The organism is Streptomyces cirratus, from assembly GCF_014650775.1.
Lineage (GTDB): Bacteria > Actinomycetota > Actinomycetes > Streptomycetales > Streptomycetaceae > Streptomyces > Streptomyces cirratus.
The window spans coordinates 142,779-159,773 of record NZ_BMVP01000004.1 but is presented as its reverse complement, the minus strand read 5'-3'; the positions used below and the strand labels follow the sequence as shown (position 1 = coordinate 159,773).

Sequence of the window (16,995 nt, the reverse complement as noted above, 5' to 3'; positions counted from 1 at the left end):
ACATGCGCCCGTGCGCGCCGCGTCAGGAAAGTCCCGACCACACCGCGGTGCGGCGCTTGGTGAAGTAGTCCGCGTCCTTGGGACGCGCCGGGTCGTGGCCCAGGGGCCGGGGAGCCGGCTCCAGGTGGGGTATGTACTTCGAGCAGTGGATGTACGCCTCCTGGACCGTGACGTGGACCCACAGCTGGGGGCCCCGCCCCGGCGCGACGTCGGTGGGCAGGCCGGGGTGGAAGCGGCGCAGCTCGGCGTCGTCGTAGAGCCGGGCGACGCCGTTGACGTGCAGTCCCACGTGGTGGTGGGTGAAGTCCACGAAGAGCATGCCCAGGTGGGGGTTCTCGATCATGTTGCCGGCGCTGGCGAGGACGCCGTTCCCGCGGAACTCGGGGTAGGCGAGCGTCCGGTAATCGATGACGTGGACGAATCCCGGCGGCCCGGCGCGGAAACTGGCGTCGCACTCGCCGTGGGAGTCGGCGGTCGCCAGGAACACCATGCTCTGGCAGCCGATGAACTCCCGCATCTCGTCCGTCAGGTGGGGGCGTACCTGCTGGTCGTAGAAGCGGGCGGCGCGCTCGGCCGTGCCCAGCTGCTGCTGCAACCGGTGCTCACCGGCCGAACCGGTCGACGGTGGGGGGAAGATCACGGACTGCTCCTGGGAGAGTGAACGGGGATCCGGGTTCAGCGAGCGGACAGGACGGGGGTCTCGAACGGGTCGTGATGGATACGGTCGGGCAACGTACCGTGGCGGGTCAGCGTTTCGCTGGCGGATGCGACCATTGCCGCCGGTCCGCTGAGGAACGCGTCGTGCTGGTACCAGGGCCCGTACTCGGCCAGCACTTGCGGCAGTGATCCCCGCAGGCCCGGGATGTGCTCGTGGGAGACCGCGCCCCGCAGGGTCAGCCAGTGGTACTGCTGGACCATCCGCAGCATGTCGTCCACCCCGTACAGTTCGTCGCCGGTGCGGGCGCCGAGGAACAGATCCACCTGGTGGCGTCCTCCGCGACGGGCGACCTCCTCGATGAGGGCCCGCATCGGGGCGAGCCCGGTACCACCGGCCACGCAGAGCAGGTCCTTGTGCACGGCTGCGTCCAGGACCATGTCGCCCATCGGGGGGCCCAGCCGCAGGACGTCACCCACCGCGGCCCGGTGGACCAGCGCTTCGCTGACCGAGCCGCCGGGCACCGCGCGGACGTGGAAGGTGAGGGTGCCGTCGGCGCGGGGCGCGTTGGCGGGGGAGTAGTAGCGCCACAGCTTCGGCCACCACGGCGTCTCCATGCTCACGTACTGCCCGGCCTGGTACGCGTAGGGCAGGTGGGGACGAACGGTGATCTCGGCGATGCCGTGTCCGCGCGGGAGGTGGTGCACCACCGTGGCCGGCCAGACGGCGGGCCGCACCGCCTCGTCCTCCTCGGCGGCCGCGATCATGACCTGGGAGACCAGGCCGTACGCCTTCGTCCACGCGTCGGCGATGTCCTGCGTCCAGGCCGGGCCCGCGTAGCGGGCGAGTGAGGCCAGCAGGCACTCGCCGACCGCCGGGAAGTGCGCGGCGAGAGTGCCGAATTTGCGGTGGTCGCGGCCGAGGTGCCCGCAGAAGCGGACCAGGTTCTCGGGGTCGTCGACCACGTCCACTATGTGCAGGAGCGCGCGCAGGAGGCGACCGCGCTGGGCGTCCATGCCGGGCGGGAACATCGGACGCACTTGCGGGTAGCGGGCGAACAGGATGGCGTAGAAGTAGACCGTCATCTCTTCGGCCACGGGGGCGACCGCCGACGCCGAAGCCTTGATCAGATGTATCTCGTGCTCCGACAAGGCTGCGCCGACGGCCGGGGGCGGGGCCCCGGCGGGGGCGGACAGGTCTGCCGGTTCTTCCCTGGGCTGGTGGGCGGGCGGATTGCTGGGACGGCCGATCCGGAACCTCAAAGGATCAGCGCTCCCCCGCTCGTTGTCCGGACGGATCTCCATATCGGGTCGGAAGAGAGAGTGTCGTGTCGGGGGAGCATGAGTCCTCATCGGGTAGGGGCGCCTGGCCATAGAAGCGGATGTAATGCTTCCGGACCGCCCATGATCTTCAAACAGGTTGTCGAATAGGGGAAGGGTGGTATCTGCTAGAACTCGCCTCCAGATCTTGTCGTATTGCCTGGGCCGGTTGGGAGTATGCACGAGAGCTCCAGGGAAGTGCCCGCGACGCCGAGAGCTCCGGCTCCAGCTCCAGGGAAGTCCCCGCGACGCTCAGCGGACTCCCGCCGGGGGCTCGGGGTGCTCGGCCATGATCTCCGGCTCCAGACCCTGCGCGGGCGTGGTCCGGGTGCGTCCGACATTCGCCCGCCACGCCTCGAACGCCAAGGTGGTCGCCGTGACCACCGCCAGCCCGAGCAGCCAGCCCCCCACCACATCGCTGACCCAGTGCACGCCCAGCGCCACCCGCGTGTAGCCCACGCCGATCACCGAAACGGCCGCGACGGCCCACGGGAGCGGACGCCAGGCACGCGGCACCAGCGGCAACAGGGCCAGCAGCAGAACGGCGCAGGACGTGGTGGCCGTCATGGCGTGACCGGAGGGGAAGGAGAATCCGGGCGCGTGCGCGACGGGATCGGCCAGATGCGGCCGGGTCCGCTCCACCGCGTTCTTCACCAGCAGCCCGAGCAGCCCGCCGGCCGTCGCGGTGACCGCCGCCCACAGCGCCAGGCGCACCGCCCCGCGGAACAGGAGCCACACCACCAGCGCCGCCACGAGCAGACGCATGGTGAGCGGACCCCACACCACGTCGGTGAGGAAGTCGAGCACCCGCACCCAGGCGGGATGCTCCAGCGCGGCACCGTGGAGCCCCTCGGCCGCCCCCTGGTCGAGCCGGTGCAAAGGTCCCCACCGGGACTCCACCAGTACCAGGGCGACCGCGAAGGGCACGGACACCAGCGCGGTGGCGGCCACCGTCGTCACCAGGCGCACGCCGAACCGCGCGTCGGGCCCCGCCCGGCCGGACAGGAGCCGGGTGACGAGCCGCCGCGGGCGGGTGAAGGGTCGTGCCATGTTCCTCGTGCTTCCTTTCACAGTGTGTGCCGTGCCGGGCGGGGGCCCGTCAGACTCCGGGGTCCTCGGTGACGGGCTCCCTCACCCCGGCCCGTACGGCCTCCAGCTGCGCGGCGAACGACAGGCCCAGGAAGAGGGCCGTCGAGGTGAGGTAGGACCACAACAGCAGCGACACGAACGCGCTGAGGGGCCCGTACACGGTGGCGAAGGAGCCGCTGGCGCCGACGTACAGGCTCAGTCCCCAGGTCGCGATCAGCCACAGCACCAAGTAGACCGCCGCGCCGAACGCCAGCCACGTGTAGCCCGGCTGCGTGCGGCGGGGGGAGAGACGGAAGATGGCGCTGGTGGCGAGGATCGCCAGCAGGATCCCCAGCGGCCAGCGCAGCACGTCCCACACGCGGATCGTGCCGGGGCCGAGGTGGTAGACCTCCGCCACGGCGCGGCTCAGCTCCGCACCGAGCACGGTGACCGCGAAGCTGAGCCCCAGCGGCAGCCCGGCCAGCACGGACATCACCAGCCCGCGGGTGTACTTGAACACGAACGGCCGGTCGCGTTCCGTTCCGTAGATGCGGTTGGCGCCGCGCTCGACCTGGCACAGGCTCGTCGTCACGTTCACGACCGAGAAGAGCAGGCCGAGCCACAGGGCGACCTGGCCACCGTCCCCGGCCCGGTGGCGGCTCTGCGCGAGCGCGTCGTCCACCACGTCCTGGCTGGGCCCGCTCGCCAGCCGGCGGATCGTCAGCTCCGCGACCCGGCCGACGTCCTCGGTGTGCAGCACGCCGGACAGGCCGATGACGGCGATGGCGAGCGGGACGATCGACAGGACCGTCTGGAGCGCCAGTGCCCTGGAGTGGCTGAAACCGTCGGCGTACCGGAACCGGATGAAGGAGTCCCGCACCAGGCTCCAGCCCCCGTACCGGCGCAGCGCCGACCAGGCCTCCTCGGCGGACAGCTCCTCGCCCTCCACCTCCAGTTCGGCCTCAACAGCGACTACCTCGCTGCGTTGCGGTACCCGCGTCGCGGTGCCCATGTGCGTAACCCCCTGTGTGGCTGGTGCGGTACGAGGCCGGGATTCAGCCGCCGACGGTGAACGGGGCGTGCTCGACCGGGGCCGTGGGCGCCTCGACGGCCCGTGGCCGGGGCGGCAGGCAGATCCGCAGCGCCCCCGGCTCCACCTCGGCCGTCAGCCGGGTTCCGGCGCCGACGACGTCACCGTCGAGTTCGCGCGGCTGCGGCTTGGCGAAGCTGATGTCGACGTGCACCGCGCTGAAGTACTCCAGTGCCCCTCCGGCCACCGCGCCGCGCGCCCCGCCGGGAGTCCGCGTCGCCCGCCCCGGCAGCATGCGCGAGCCGAGGTGCCCCGCGGCGGCGAGCCAGCCCCGGGCGCCCCTGGGGTCGAGCAGCACCACCTCCAGGCGCCCGCTGTCGGGCCGGGCGTCGGGCAGCAACGGCAGGCCGCCCTGCAGCGTGCCGACGTTGCCGATGACGACCATCCGGGCCCGGCGCTCCCGTACCGGGCCCCCGTCCAGCCGGATCGACAGGCGCATCCTCGGGTCCCCGAGGTGGCGGACCGCCGAGAGGACGTACGCGGCCCAGCCGAGGCGCTCCTTGACCCGCTCCGACGCGTCCCCCACCATCGCGGCGTCGAAGCCCGCCCCCGCCATGACGGTGAACCGGGCCGGCTCCAGCCCGTCGCCCCGCACCCGGCCCACGTCGATCCGTACGGTCTCCCCGGACAGGGCCGCCTCCAGAGCGGCGGCCGGATCGGAGGGGAGCCGCAGGTTGCGCGCGAGCAGGTTGCCGGTGCCGCACGGCACGACCGCGAGGGCGGTATCGGTGCCCGACACCACGTCGGCGCAGGCCCGTACGGTGCCGTCCCCGCCGCAGACCACGACGAGCCCGGTGTCCGCCCCGGCGACCAGCGGGGCGAGGGCGCCGGCGGGCTCCTCGGTGGAGGTCGCGGTCCACACCTGATCGGCGTAGCCGTGGCGGCGCAGGATGACCCGCACCCGCTCGGCCAGCTCCGCGCCGCAGCCGTACGGGTGACGCACCACCACGACCCGCCGCCCCTCGGCGGGACGGTCCGCGCCGTCGTCGCCCGTGGCGCGGGCGGACGGGAGCCGCTCCCCATGGACCGCGGAGACCGCCCGGGCCCGCGCCGGCAGCAGCAGGGCGTGCGTCACGACCAGCAGGGTGCACGCCCCGTTCAGTAGACCGGCCACTACATCGGAGGGGTGGTGCATGCCCCGGTACACCCGGGAGAACGCCACGGCCACCGGGATCAGCAGCAGCACCGCGATCACCGCGTACCGCACCCACCGCCGCGTACCGCGCAGGCGGACGGCCACCAAGATGGCCAGGCCCCCGAACAGTGCGACCGAGGCCCCGACGTGCCCGGAGGGAAAACTGGAGGTGGGCGGGGCCGCGTCCAGGTGCGCCACGCCAGGGCGGGGCCGTTCCACGACCAGGGTCACCAGCAGGAACACCGCCGACTGCGCGGCGACGGCCACGGCGAGGAAGACCGCCTCCCGCAGCCACCGCCCCCGCGACACGGCCACGAGGGCGACGACGGCGAGAAGAGTCAGTGAGATCACGCTCTGCGTGCCGGCGAGCAGGGACAGCCACTCGGAGAAGGGCGTCGCGGGGCCGCCGCGGTGCGCGGCCAGGACGCGGTTGACGCCGTCCTCCGCCACCAGCGGCCACAGGTCCGCGAGCGGCCCGGTGACCAGCAGTCCCACGCCCATCAGCAGGGCCGCCTGCACCGGAAGCAACAGCAGTACGGGCAGGCGTCCGGCGCTCACGGCTGCGCCGCGTTCAGGTCTCATTGACGCCGTGTTACCCGCGACGGCCCGCTCATGCGCGTCCGACGGTGATCGGCCGCCTGCGACAGTAGCGTGACCACATGCGTACATGGACGGGCAAACCGTATCCCCTGGGAGCGACGTACGACGGCTCCGGAACCAACTTCGCACTGTTCTCCGAGGTCGCGGAGGGCGTGGACCTCGTCCTGCTCGACGACGCCGGGCGTGAGACCCGCGTGCCGATGACGGAGATCGACCGGTCCGCGTGGCACATCTGCCTGCCGGACGTGGGTCCCGGGCAGAGGTACGGCTACCGGGTGCGGGGTCCGTTCGACCCGGCCGCCGGACACCGCTGCAATCCGGCCAAGCTCCTGCTGGACCCGTACGCCACCGCCATCGAGGGGCAGCTCGACCACCACGAGTCCCTGTACGGCCACCGCTTCGCGGACGGCGCGGAACCGAACACCTTGGACAGCGCGGGCCACACCATGCTGTCGGTGGTCACCGACCGAGGCTTCGACTGGGGCGACGACAAGCCCCCGGGCCACGCCTACGGCGAGAGCGTCATCTACGAAGGCCACGTGCGCGGCCTCACCCGGACGCATCCGGCCCTGCCCGAAGAACTGCGCGGCACCTACGCGGGCATCGCCCACCCCGCGATCATCGGCCACCTGACGGGACTCGGGGTGACGGCCCTGGAACTGATGCCGGTGCACCAGTTCGTCCAGGACGGCCACCTGGCTGAAAAGGGCCTGTCCAACTACTGGGGGTACAACACCATCGGCTTCTTCGCCCCGCACAACGCCTACGCCGCCGGCGGCGGCCGAGGAGAGCAGGTCACCGAGTTCAAGCAGATGGTCAAGGCGCTCCACGCGGCGGGCATCGAGGTCATCCTCGACGTCGTCTACAACCACACGGCGGAGGGGAACGGCAAAGGGCCCGTCCTGGCGTTCAAGGGCATCGACAACAGCGCCTACTACCGGCTGTCCGACCAGGACCGGTCCCAGTACTACGACACGACCGGCACCGGCAACAGCCTGCTGATGCGTCACCCCAACGTGCTCCAGCTCATCATGGACTCACTGCGCTACTGGGTCCAGGAAATGCACGTCGACGGCTTCCGCTTCGACCTCGCCGCCACCCTCGCCCGCCAGTTCCACGAGGTGGACCGGCTCTCCGCCTTCTTCGACGTCATCCAGCAGGACCCCGTCATCAGCCGCGTCAAGCTCATCGCCGAACCGTGGGACCTCGGCGAAGGCGGCTACCAGGTCGGCAACTTCCCTCCCCTGTGGTCGGAGTGGAACGGACGCTACCGTGACGCCGTCCGCGACTACTGGCGCGGCCGCGAGGGGACGCTCGGGGAATTCGCCTCCCGCATCACCGGCTCCGCGGACCTGTACGAACACGACAGGCGCCGGCCCCTCGCCAGCGTCAACTTCGTCACCGCCCACGACGGGTTCACCCTCCGGGACCTCGTCTCGTACGACCGCAAGCACAACGACGCGAACGGCGAGGAGGGCCGGGACGGCGAGGATGACAACCGCTCCTGGAACTGCGGGGCGGAAGGCGAGACGGACGACCCCGGCGTACTGGCCCTGCGCGAGCGGCAGCAGCGCAACCTGATGACCACGCTGATCCTCTCCCAGGGCATCCCGATGATCAGCCACGGGGACGAACTCGGCCGGACCCAGGGCGGCAACAACAACGCGTACTGCCAGGACAACCCCACCGCCTGGATCGGCTGGGACCTCGACGAGAGCGGCGAGCGGCTGCTCGACTTCACCTCCCGCCTGATCCGGCTCCGCCGCCGGCACCCCGTCCTGCGCCGCAGGCGCTTCTTCTCCGGCCGTGCCGTCGGACACACGGGGCTCCCGGCGGACGTCGAATGGCTGCGCCCGGACGCCTCACCGATGGAGGAGGAGGACTGGACGCTGCCGCACGCCGGCACCCTCACCATGTTCCTCAACGGCGAAGCCATCACCGAACCCGACCGCTACGGCAACCGGGTCACCGACGACTCCTTCCTGCTGATGTTCAACAACACGGGCGCCGCGGTGGACTTCCACCTCCCCGGCAGCCGCTTCGCCACGCGCTGGACGCTGCTCTTCGACACCGCGACGACGGACACCCCGGACGAGCGGGAACTGAAACCGGGCGGTTCCCTCCGCCTGGAGCCGCACAGCACGGTCGTGCTCCGCAGTGACCGTGAGGACCGCGGCCGCCCGAGGCCGTGAACGCCGACCCCCCGTCCGACCCGCAGGGTCCCGGGCGGAGCGAACTCGACCGCCGCGCTGGTCGACGCCGACCTCATGGGTCACCCCACTGGGCCGGACTGCGGTAGCGGTTCAGTGCAGGATGCTGATGGCCCTGGCGATGACCAGCAACGAGGTCAGCAGAGCCGCCACGCTCTGGACGGCCATGAGCAGTTTGGCCCGGGCGGACAGAGGCATCGTGTCGGTCGGACTGAAAGCGGTCGAGTTGGTCACGGAGACGTACAGGTAGTCGACCAGGGTGGGCACCCAGTCGGAGACCTTGCTGGCGCCGTCCGCGACTTCCTGGACGGCGTCGTCGTTCTCGTCCTGCGAGAAGCGGAAGTCCGCCAGCTGGAGCTCCTCACGGGGGACCTGGGTACGGCTGACGGGGCCGCCGCGGTCGAGTTCCCAGTAGGCCAGGCCGAAGGCGATCACGTTGGTCAGCCACACCTGGAGCGCCGCCACGAGCAGCGAACGCCCGTCGTCGACCCCCGCGTAGAGCAGCTCGTGGACGAGGATGCCGAGAGCCACCAGGTTGCTGGCCACGATGAGCAGGACCAGGGCCACCGACAGGAACCGGAACGCCTTGGTCTGCCGGGTCAGCCGACGCGGGTTGATCGCGATCAACGGCAGGAGGAGCAGCACCTCCAAGGCCGGGAGCAAGTAGCGGGGAGCGATCAGCAACTGCTGGGGCAGCGCCAGGTAGAGGACGATCGCCGTCAGCGTGGCGACGACCGCGGGGAGCCTCGCTTCGCCGCGCCGCTCGTGCCTCGGATGGCGGATGCGGGCATCAGTTCTTTTACGGGACACGAAGGTGACCGCCTTGCTCTCGTACGGGCTGCTCGTGCCCTCGAAATCGGAGCCTATTACCTGCTTCGCCCACGCCCCCGGAATCAGATCCGTGATGCCGCCGGGGAAAGGCGGAAAACGGCAGTGGGCCCGTACCGCAACCGGTACGGGCCCACTGCCGGTGGTATCGCTGGTCAGCGTGTTCTACCAGCGGTACCACCGGCCGCTGCCGCCCCTCGGGCGGGCAACGAATCCGAGCAGCCAGATCACCAGGACGGCGATCGCGACCCACCACAGGATTTTCACGGCGAAGCCCGCACCGAAAAGAATCAGGGCGAGCAGCAGAACGAGTAGCAGGGGAACCATGGTTATCGACCTCCAGGCAGTCATCTGCCCCACCGGTCATCCTGCATTCGCGTCGCGCGTGCCGGATGCTTCGGTCGAGGACTGGCAGGCGGTCCTCGATCTCGTCGAGGCGAGGGGTTGGAAGTGTCAGTACTCCGAAGGCGAGACAGTGCTGCCGGTGCCTCAGGCGGAGACCGTGCTGTCCCGTCCGGCGGACGCTGAGTGCGCGGACCTGCGGGTCTGGCCGGTTGCCGATGTGCTGGCGATCTTCCGGTTCCATGACGACGAGGTCATCGACTTCGACGTTGATCTGCGGGAATTGCAGGGTCAGGAGCGACTTGATGTGTTCTGCGGCTTCTTGCGGGAGATCGGGCGACGCTTGGGCGAGCCGGTCCTGATGGATCCTGAGGGCGATGACGGCCGTCCGGTGCTCGGCTTCGATGTCGAGGCCGATCGAGTCGTCCTCCTGGCTGAGCCGCTGGTCATGTGACGGCAGCCGTCGGCCGGGGTTCGTAGAAGGTGCCGTCGCGGAGCATCGCGAAGAGCACGTCGGCTCGTCGTCTCGCGAGGCAGAGGAGGGCTTGGGTGTGGTGCTTGCCCCGAGCGAACTTTTTGTCGTAGTAGTAGGTGCGGGAGGCCGGGTCGGCCAGATCCGCGAACGCGGAGAGGAAGAAGGCCCGTTTGAGCTGCTCGTTTCCTCTCCGGGACAGTTGTTCGCCGCGGATCGACGAGCCCGAACTGCGGGTCGCCGGGGCGAGGCCGGCGTAGGCGGCGAGGTGGGCGGCGGACGGGAACGAACTGCCGTCACCGACGTCGATGAGGATGCGGGCTCCGGTCCTGACGCCGGTGCCTGGCATGGACGTCAGGACCTTGGAAAGAGGGTGGTTGGCCCAGCTGTTCCTCGATCCTCGCGGCGAGGAGTTTGCGCTGGTCAAGCACGGCCTGGAGCGAGCCGGCGAGGCTCGGGACGATCAGGGCGGCCGCGTCCGTACCCGGGACGACGACGGTCTGTTCGTCCAGCGCGGTGAAGATGTCCTCGACCAGTCGCTCGGCCATCCGCAGGGCCTTCGGCCGTATCAACGTGATCAGCCGGCGTCGCCCGGCCTTGCGGATCTGGGCCGGGGACCCGAACCGCTCCAGGAGCATCAGGACGGCCGGGTGCTGGATCCGAGGGCCGAGGACTCGCTCCAGGTGCGGGTGGATCTGCGTCAGCAGGCCGCGCAGGCGGTTGCTGCCGTTTGTCGAAGGCCTTCTTCCCGGCCGGGGTGACGGCGGTGGCGTGGTGTTCGCCGGTCTGTCGATGCCTCCGGAGCCGGTGACACCACCCCCCCCCAGGCCATGCGATCGACAGGGGGAGAAAGTCATGCCGACTCCGGAGGTCGGGCACCGCATTGCGGGGCCACCAAGAAGGTAATGGGGGGGAAGCTGCCGCCCCGTCTGGGCCCGGGGGTCCCTGTCAGGGCAGTGGCCGCCGGGGGCTTGCCCGGGCCGCGGCGCTGCGCAGAGGCAGCGGGGCGGCGGCCGGGGGTCCTGTACGGCGGGACGGCAGCGTGGTGTAGGGCCCGTGAGCCGCGCGCGTTCCAGGGGGAGGGGCTCAGCGCGCGGCCACCGGTCCTCGGTGCACGGATCGACGTCGTGCAACTGGCGTCCGTGCACCGGCATTTGTGCGTGTGACCCGTCCTGCGGACCTCAAACGGCCTGCCGCACGACTTTTTGGGACGGGAAAACCGGGGCACGGGCGGAGTCGGGAGACGGACTCCCCGGTCAGGCCCGGCGGGCAGGAGCCGTCGGCGGCCGTGATCAGGAAGGCGAAACCATGTCGAAGGTCGAAGAGTCCATCGAGGTCGAGGTCCCCGTCCGTACCGCCTACGACCAGTGGACGCAGTTCGAGACGTTCCCCCACTTCATGGAGGGGGTCGAGCGGATCGACCAGCGCACCGACACCATGACCCACTGGGTGACCAAGGTGGGCGGTGCGCAGCGGGAGTTCGAGGCGGAGATCACCGAGCAGATCCCCGACGAGCGGGTCGCGTGGACGACCCTCGGCGGAGAGGTGAAGCAGGCCGGTGTGGTCACCTTCCACCGCCTGGCCGAGAGCAGGACCAAGGTCATGCTCCAGCTCGACTACGACCCGGACGGGTTCACGGAGAACGTCGGTGACAAGCTCGGCTTCGTCAAGCGGCAGATCACCGGTGACCTCAAGCGCTTCAAGGAGTACATCGAGGCGCGCGGCCAGGAGACCGGCTCCTGGCGCGGCCAGGTCTGAGCGGCGGGTGCCGCAGGCTCCGGCGGCGGAGTCCGTTCCCCGAGTGTGGGAACCCCCTGCCGGGGCAGGCGGGCCGTTACGAGGCCCCCACCCCCCGGACCTTTCGACGGGCCGGCGGAGCTGTGGGCCGACGAACCGATCAAGGAGATGTTCGCATGTCTGGGAACGTATGGGGCTACCGCGAGACGTCGGGCCGGGCGCTGGGCGCCGACCTGACGGGCTACAAGGTCGAGGCCACCGACGGCAGCATCGGCAAGGTCGACAAGCACTCGGACGAGGTCGGCTCCTCCTACATCGTGGTCGACACCGGCCCGTGGATCTTCGGCCGGGAAGTCCTGCTCCCGGCCGGCACCATCACGCGCATCGACCCGGACGAGCAGAAGATCTACGTCGACGGAACGAAGGAGCAGATCAAGAACGCTCCCGAGTTCGAGCGGGACAAGCACCTCCACGACGATGACTACCGCGGTCAGGTGGGCGGCTACTACAGCGGCTTCCTCGGCTGACTCCACCTCCCGATCCAGCAGGCGGGCGGCACCGGTTGATCCGGTGCCGCCCGCCCGCGTTTTCCGAACCCCCGAACCCCCGTTTCGAACACCCGCGCCCACGGGGCCGCTTCGGCGCGGCAACGGGATCCGGACACATCACGGTGACGGGCGGCCGTGACCGGGCGACGGACTGGGCCGACAAGTACGACATGCCGTCCATGCGCGGCCGGGACCCGGACCCCTTACGGCCATGCGCCCCCGCGTGCCCCCGGTGCTCATGTTCCGGAGGCCGGTACCTGGGCAACCGCTTGGTGCTGATGAAGCCCTGACCGCTCGCTCAAGACCGAGTTCGGAGAGTCACCATGACGAAGGTCCTCGTACTGCACAGCGTCAGCCTCGTGGGGTCCGCCCTGGCCGCCCTGCTCAGATCCGAAGGCGACTTCGACGTCACCGCCGCGGGGTGGCGTACGGCGGCGCGCCGGGCCGAGTCCTTACGACCAGACGTGGCCGTCGTCGACGTCGACTGTCCGGGTGCGTCGGCTGTTCTCACCGGTAAAGGGACGGGCCCCGGACGCCTGTTGGACCCGCCCACGCCGCTGCTCGTCCTGGCGACTGCCAAGACGCCCGGCACGCTCGGCCGCGCCTTCCAGGCCAAGGCCCTCGGCTACGTCGACAAGGACGGCTCACCCGGGCGGCTCGTCCGCGCCGTGCGCAAGGTGGCCGCGGGCGAGCGGTTCATCGACGCCGCGCTCGCCTCCGCGTTCATGCAGGCCGATCCCGTACCCCTCAGCCCGCGCGAACTGAGCGTCCTGGCACGGGCCGCGCAAGGCGACTCGGTCGCCGAGATCGCCCGAGCCCTGCACCTGGCCAGCGGGACGGTCCGCAACTACATGGCGGCCGTGACCCGCAAGACCGGCGCGCGCAACCGCATCGACGCGATCCGCATATCCCGCAGCGCGGGATGGGTGTAGGCACGCCCCCGGGCAGGCGGACTCAAGCGGGCGCAACCGGTTGCTCCTCGCCCCACATCCCCACGAGGTCCCGGTAGAGAGCCGACCGCGCCGGAAGCTCGTCGTGCGTGCCGCACACCGCCCGGGTCCCGTCCAGTACGAGGACCCGGTCGGCCCGCGCGGCCGACGAGATCCGGTGGGCCACCACGACCAGCGTGCCCGGGCGCGCCGCCAGGGCCCGCTCGGCGTGTTCCTCGGCCTCCGGGTCGAGGTGGCAGGTGGCCTCGTCGAGCAGGAGCAGCGGGGCGGGGGAGAGGTGGGCCGCGCCCAGCGCGAGGAGTTGCCGCTCGCCCTGGGAGAGCCGGAGCGGGTCGAGGACCGCGTCGTAACCGCCCAGCCGGGTGATGAGGTCCCCCAGCCGCAGGGCGGCGACGGCCGCGTCCAGGCGGGCACCGGACACCGGCCCCGGACAGAGGTGGGTCAGGTTGTCGCGCACGCTGGCGGTGAACACGTACGCCTGCTGCGGCAGCAGCGTCCGGCGCGGGTCCGGCCCGCCGCCCGCGGCCGGGCGGGCGGGGGCCCCCGCGACCAGGACCACGCCCCGGTCGGGGGTGAGCAGCCCGGCCAGCAGGGCGGTGAGCGTGGACTTGCCGATACCGCTCGGCCCGACCACCGCGAGGTGCTCGCCGGGCCGCACCCGCAGGTCGAGGCCTTGGAGCACGGGATGGGCGTGAGGCCCGTAGGCGAAGGTGACCCCCCTCAACTCGGCGGCGGCGCCAGCTGGCCCGTCGCCCACCGCCGGGCCGGTCGTCGGCCGCGGGGGCGCCGGCGCCGGGGGCGTGCAGAACCGCTCCAGTACGACGAGCAGCCGCGTTCCCGCCGAACCGAGGGCGGCCATCAGGGTGTCGAGCGCGGGCAGCAGGGACTGCACCAGGTACGTCACCGCGCCGGCGAGCGCGCCCGCCGTGATCCCGCGTCCCAGCAGCCAGGGCGTGGCGGCCAGCAGCGCGACGACGGGCGCCCGTCCGGCCAGTCCGAGGGCGACGGTACGGACCGCACCCCATCCGGCGAGCCGGCCGGCCAGCCGTTCCTGGGCCGCGATCAGCGGCTCCACCCGGGCGGCCACGGCCGCGCCGCCGCCGCAGGCCGTGATGTCGCGCAGCGCGCCCGCGGCCTCCCCCACCCGCGAGGCCAGGGCCTCCTCCGTGTCCAGCGACTCCCGCTGCACGGCCGCCATCGGACGCAGCGTGGCCAGGAAGGCGGCCAGCCCCAGCAGCAGGGGCGGCAGCACCACCAGCAGTAGTACGGGGGCGAGCGCCGCCATGCCGACGAGCGCGCCGACGGCGGTGAAGACGAACGAGCGGGCCGTCAGGACCAGTCCGGCAAAGGAGTCCCGGGCCATCTCGGTCTGCTGCGTCAGCCGGGACACCGCCCGCGCGTCGGCGGCCTTCGCGGGATCGGCGACCGCCGCGGCCAGCGCCTGGCGCACGGCCCGGCGTACGAGACCGTCGCGCAGCGGTTCCACGAGGTCCGCGAGCCCGGCGAACACCCCGCGCAGGGCGAAGCCGCCGAGGAGGGCCCCGACGCCGGCCGCCGCGAGCCAGGCCGCGCCGGTGGCGGCCCGGCCGGCGAGGAACCCGTCGTCGAGCGCGCGGGCGACGCCGTAGCCCCCGAGGAAGGTGTGCGCGGACTCCAGCAGCGACCAGAGCGCGAGGGCGGCCAGCGGCCGGACCCGGGAGCGCAGGAAGCGCCGCGCGTCCTGCGCCACCACCGGCCACGCCCCACCCCGTTTCACGACCCCCCACCGAACCCGGCCGCAACAGCCCCCGCGTCCCCCCTCCCGGCCCCCGCCCCCGGCGCCGCTCCGGACGTCGGCCTGGGTACCTGCCCGGGGGCCGCTCCGGCGCCCTGACCGGGGTTCGCTCCGGGGGCGGGCCCGGCGGCCAGGTCAGGGACGGTTCCGGGGACCATCCCGGCCGCCGGCCCGGGGGCCGCTCCAGGAGCGGGCTCGGAAACCTGACCGAGGGCCGTTCCCAGTGCCCGCCCGGTGGTGGGCCCGGCGGCCCGGGCAGGGGCCGCTGCGGAGGCCACCCGGGAGACCTGCCCTTGGGCCGCTCGCGGGGTCGGCCCCGCGACCTGGGCAGGGGTCGCTGCGGTGGTGGGCCCGGCGGCCTGGGCAGGGGCCGCTGCGGGGGCCGGCTCGGGGGCCTGCCGTTGGGCCGCTCGCGGGGTCGGCCCGGCGGCCTGGGCAGGGGCCGTTTCGGGGACCGGCCCGGGGGCCGCTGCGGACGCCTGACCGAGGGTCGCTGCGGGGGCCGCCCCGGAGAGCTGGGCGGGGGCGGCTGTGGGGGGCGCCGGCGCGGGGGCCGGAGGGTTCGGCGCACGCGTCCGGTCCGGCTCGGCGGCGAACACCGCGCGGTAGGCCGGGTCCTGCCACAGTTCGGCGTGGCCGCCGGTGGCGCGGATGCGGCCGTCCTCCAGCCACACCACCAGGTCCGCCCGCGCGGCCGAGGAGACCCGGTGCGCCACCACGATCCGCGTCCCGAGCGGCACGCACCGCGCCAGCGCCCGTTCCACCTCGCGGGCGGTCAGCGTGTCGAGGCTGGAGGTGGCGTCGTCCAGCACCAGCAGCCGGCCCACCCGGACGAACGCCCGGGCCAGCCCCAGGCGTTGGAGCTCACCGCCCGACAGGGGGGCGTCCGCGAGGACGGTGTCGTACCCCTCGGGCAGCCGCCGCACGAACGGCTCCGCCCCCGCGGCCCGCGCAGCGCCCCGCACCTCCTCCCGCGTCGGCCCGGGACTCCGGCCGAAGGCGATGGCGTCCGCGACGCTCCGCCCGAGCAGCGCGGGCCGGTCGAAGGCATGGCCCACCTCTCGGCGCAGCGCCGCCGCGGAAAGCTCCCCCAGCGGTACCCCGTCGAGCAGGACGCGGCCGTGGTCTGGGTCGGTGAGGCGGCCGGCCACCGCCGCGAGCAGCGATTTGCCCGCGCCGGAGCGGCCCACCACCGCGAGCGTGGCGCCGCCCGGCACCACGAGGTCGATGCCGTCGAGGACGGTCCTCCCGTCACGCACCACCCGGACGCCGGCCAACTCCAGCCTTCCGGGCCCCTGCGGCGGCAACTCCCGTACCCCGTACCCGAGCTCCGGGAGGTCGAAGACGGCCGCGGTCCGCCGCGCGGCGGCCCTGGCGCGTACGACGGCGGAGACCCGGCCGGTCACCGCGCCGACCCCGGCGGCGAGCCCGGCGTAGCGTACGGCGGCCAGCAGTTCCCCGACGCCCAGGGCCCCGGCCACCAGCCGCAGCCCGCCCACCCCGAGGACCACGTACAGCAGCAGCGGCATGAGGGCGGAGGTCCGGGCGCTCGTGCCGCCGTAGACCCGCCACATCCGCCGCCCCTGCGCGCCGAGTCCGGGCAGTCCGCGCAGGATCCGGGCGCGCTCGCGGTCGGCGGTGCCGGCGGCGGCGATGGTCCGGGCCCCGGCGAGGGCCTCGACCAGGCGGCCCGCCATGGCCAGCTGGACCTCCTGGTAACGGGCCACGCTGGCACCCGAGTCACGCGCGAAGGACCGCAGCAGCCAGCCCAGCAACGGCAGTCCGGCGAGGAAGGCGAGAGCGGTCCACGCGTCGATGAGGAACAGCGCGAGGAGTCCGCCGAGCGGCGGCAGCAGCGAGGCGACACCGGCCGCCGCGGCGGCGGGCCCCGCACCGGCCTCCGTGGCGTGCGCGGTCAGCCGGGCCGTGAGGTCGCCGGGGTGGTGCCGGCCCGCGTGGTGCGGGGCCGTGCGCAGCAGCGCGGTCAGCCCCCTGCGGCGCAGCCAGGCGGTGCTGCGGCCGCCCACCTGCCCGGTCAGCCGGGCCGTGGCCGCGTCCAGGAACACTTCGGCCGTGATGACGGCCGCGCACCACAGGGTCCAGGAGGGCCCGGCCGGGTCGCGGCGCAGCAGGAGGTCGAGCGTGTGGCCGAGCACGGCGGGTTCGGCGAGGGCCGCGGCGGCGGCGGCGACGGAACACGCGGCCACGGCGGCGGTGCGCGCACCGCTGTGCCGGGCGGCAGCCATCAGGGCCCGGTCGCCGCCGCG

14 protein-coding genes and 1 pseudogene are annotated in these 16,995 nt (G+C 72.7%); 5 read left to right on the top strand and 10 right to left on the bottom strand.

The window, feature by feature from the left end; genetic code table 11:
- Positions 1 to 22 precede the first annotated feature (22 nt).
- The 5 genes from IE207_RS13315 to IE207_RS13295 all read right to left on the bottom strand — a co-directional run bounded on the left by IE207_RS13315 (position 23) and on the right by IE207_RS13295 (position 5,849).
- On the bottom strand, positions 23 to 640 hold the full coding sequence (locus tag IE207_RS13315) for a pyridoxamine 5'-phosphate oxidase family protein (RefSeq protein ID WP_373304706.1): 618 nt from the start codon (positions 638 to 640) through the stop codon (positions 23 to 25).
- Between the two features lie 35 nt (positions 641 to 675).
- Positions 676 to 1,917: a globin domain-containing protein gene (locus IE207_RS13310; protein WP_229873693.1), complete on the bottom strand. Its 1,242-nt coding sequence runs from the start codon at positions 1,915 to 1,917 to the stop codon at positions 676 to 678.
- 309 nt (positions 1,918 to 2,226) lie between these two features.
- A complete protein-coding gene (locus IE207_RS13305) occupies positions 2,227 to 3,024 on the bottom strand; it encodes a phosphatase PAP2 family protein (RefSeq protein ID WP_190184355.1) in 798 nt (265 codons plus the stop codon).
- Positions 3,025 to 3,073: 49 nt separating this feature from the next.
- Positions 3,074 to 4,054, bottom strand: a complete 981-nt coding sequence (locus tag IE207_RS13300) for a YihY/virulence factor BrkB family protein (protein WP_190184354.1) — start codon at positions 4,052 to 4,054, stop codon at positions 3,074 to 3,076.
- Positions 4,055 to 4,097: 43 nt separating this feature from the next.
- Entirely contained in the window at positions 4,098 to 5,849 is a 1,752-nt protein-coding gene (locus tag IE207_RS13295; protein ID WP_190184353.1) for a bifunctional phosphatase PAP2/diacylglycerol kinase family protein, read from the bottom strand.
- Between the two features lie 77 nt (positions 5,850 to 5,926).
- On the opposite strand from IE207_RS13295, the gene glgX reads away from it, so the two are divergent.
- Complete coding sequence (gene glgX / locus IE207_RS13290; RefSeq protein ID WP_190184352.1) at positions 5,927 to 8,059, top strand: glycogen debranching protein GlgX; 2,133 nt, start codon at positions 5,927 to 5,929, stop codon at positions 8,057 to 8,059.
- Positions 8,060 to 8,170: 111 nt separating this feature from the next.
- On the opposite strand, the gene IE207_RS13285 is transcribed toward glgX, so the two are convergent.
- Both IE207_RS13285 and IE207_RS13280 read right to left on the bottom strand, forming a co-directional pair.
- Positions 8,171 to 8,887 carry a hypothetical protein gene (locus IE207_RS13285; protein ID WP_190184351.1) on the bottom strand — a complete coding sequence of 239 codons (717 nt, stop codon included), beginning with the start codon at positions 8,885 to 8,887 and terminating at the stop codon, positions 8,171 to 8,173.
- Positions 8,888 to 9,070: 183 nt separating this feature from the next.
- Positions 9,071 to 9,232 carry a hydrophobic protein gene (locus IE207_RS13280; protein ID WP_190184350.1) on the bottom strand — a complete coding sequence of 54 codons (162 nt, stop codon included), beginning with the start codon at positions 9,230 to 9,232 and terminating at the stop codon, positions 9,071 to 9,073.
- Here IE207_RS13280 and IE207_RS13275 point away from each other — a divergent pair.
- Positions 9,231 to 9,701, top strand: coding sequence for a hypothetical protein (locus IE207_RS13275; protein WP_229873692.1), 471 nt, complete (start codon positions 9,231 to 9,233; stop codon positions 9,699 to 9,701). The genes IE207_RS13280 and IE207_RS13275 overlap by 2 nt on opposite strands.
- Here IE207_RS13275 and IE207_RS13270 read toward each other — a convergent pair.
- Positions 9,694 to 10,456, bottom strand: a pseudogene (locus IE207_RS13270) (transposase); the annotation flags it as partial. The gene IE207_RS13275 and the pseudogene IE207_RS13270 sit on opposite strands and share 8 nt — an antisense overlap.
- Positions 10,457 to 11,027: 571 nt before the next feature.
- Between IE207_RS13270 and IE207_RS13265 the strand changes: the two are divergent.
- The 3 genes from IE207_RS13265 to IE207_RS13255 all read left to right on the top strand — a co-directional run bounded on the left by IE207_RS13265 (position 11,028) and on the right by IE207_RS13255 (position 12,936).
- Positions 11,028 to 11,477: an SRPBCC family protein gene (locus IE207_RS13265; protein WP_190184349.1), complete on the top strand. Its 450-nt coding sequence runs from the start codon at positions 11,028 to 11,030 to the stop codon at positions 11,475 to 11,477.
- Positions 11,478 to 11,632: 155 nt separating this feature from the next.
- Positions 11,633 to 11,983, top strand: coding sequence for a PRC-barrel domain-containing protein (locus IE207_RS13260; RefSeq protein ID WP_190184348.1), 351 nt, complete (start codon positions 11,633 to 11,635; stop codon positions 11,981 to 11,983).
- A gap of 344 nt (positions 11,984 to 12,327) precedes the next feature.
- Positions 12,328 to 12,936: a response regulator transcription factor gene (locus IE207_RS13255; protein WP_190184347.1), complete on the top strand. Its 609-nt coding sequence runs from the start codon at positions 12,328 to 12,330 to the stop codon at positions 12,934 to 12,936.
- Positions 12,937 to 12,958: 22 nt separating this feature from the next.
- Here IE207_RS13255 and IE207_RS13250 read toward each other — a convergent pair whose 3' ends face one another.
- Together IE207_RS13250 and IE207_RS13245 are read right to left on the bottom strand one after the other, a co-directional pair.
- A complete protein-coding gene (locus tag IE207_RS13250; protein WP_190184346.1) occupies positions 12,959 to 14,710 on the bottom strand; it encodes an ATP-binding cassette domain-containing protein in 1,752 nt (583 codons plus the stop codon).
- Positions 14,707 to 16,974 (bottom strand): ABC transporter ATP-binding protein, encoded by a 2,268-nt coding sequence (locus IE207_RS13245; protein WP_229873691.1) that lies wholly within the window; start codon positions 16,972 to 16,974, stop codon positions 14,707 to 14,709. The genes IE207_RS13250 and IE207_RS13245 overlap by 4 nt, the downstream gene beginning before the upstream one ends.
- Positions 16,975 to 16,995 lie beyond the last annotated feature (21 nt).

Coding starts and splice junctions, on each gene's coding strand:
- IE207_RS13305 (WP_190184355.1), bottom strand. CDS start 3,024: ATGGCACGACCCTTCACCCGCCCGCGGCGGCTCGTCACCCGGCTCCTG.
- IE207_RS13300 (WP_190184354.1), bottom strand. CDS start 4,054: ATGGGCACCGCGACGCGGGTACCGCAACGCAGCGAGGTAGTCGCTGTT.
- IE207_RS13295 (WP_190184353.1), bottom strand. CDS start 5,849: ATGAGACCTGAACGCGGCGCAGCCGTGAGCGCCGGACGCCTGCCCGTA.
- glgX (WP_190184352.1), top strand. CDS start 5,927: ATGCGTACATGGACGGGCAAACCGTATCCCCTGGGAGCGACGTACGAC.
- IE207_RS13275 (WP_229873692.1), top strand. CDS start 9,231: ATGGTTATCGACCTCCAGGCAGTCATCTGCCCCACCGGTCATCCTGCA.
- IE207_RS13280 (WP_190184350.1), bottom strand. CDS start 9,232: ATGGTTCCCCTGCTACTCGTTCTGCTGCTCGCCCTGATTCTTTTCGGT.
- IE207_RS13265 (WP_190184349.1), top strand. CDS start 11,028: ATGTCGAAGGTCGAAGAGTCCATCGAGGTCGAGGTCCCCGTCCGTACC.
- IE207_RS13260 (WP_190184348.1), top strand. CDS start 11,633: ATGTCTGGGAACGTATGGGGCTACCGCGAGACGTCGGGCCGGGCGCTG.
- IE207_RS13255 (WP_190184347.1), top strand. CDS start 12,328: ATGACGAAGGTCCTCGTACTGCACAGCGTCAGCCTCGTGGGGTCCGCC.
- IE207_RS13245 (WP_229873691.1), bottom strand. CDS start 16,974: ATGGCTGCCGCCCGGCACAGCGGTGCGCGCACCGCCGCCGTGGCCGCG.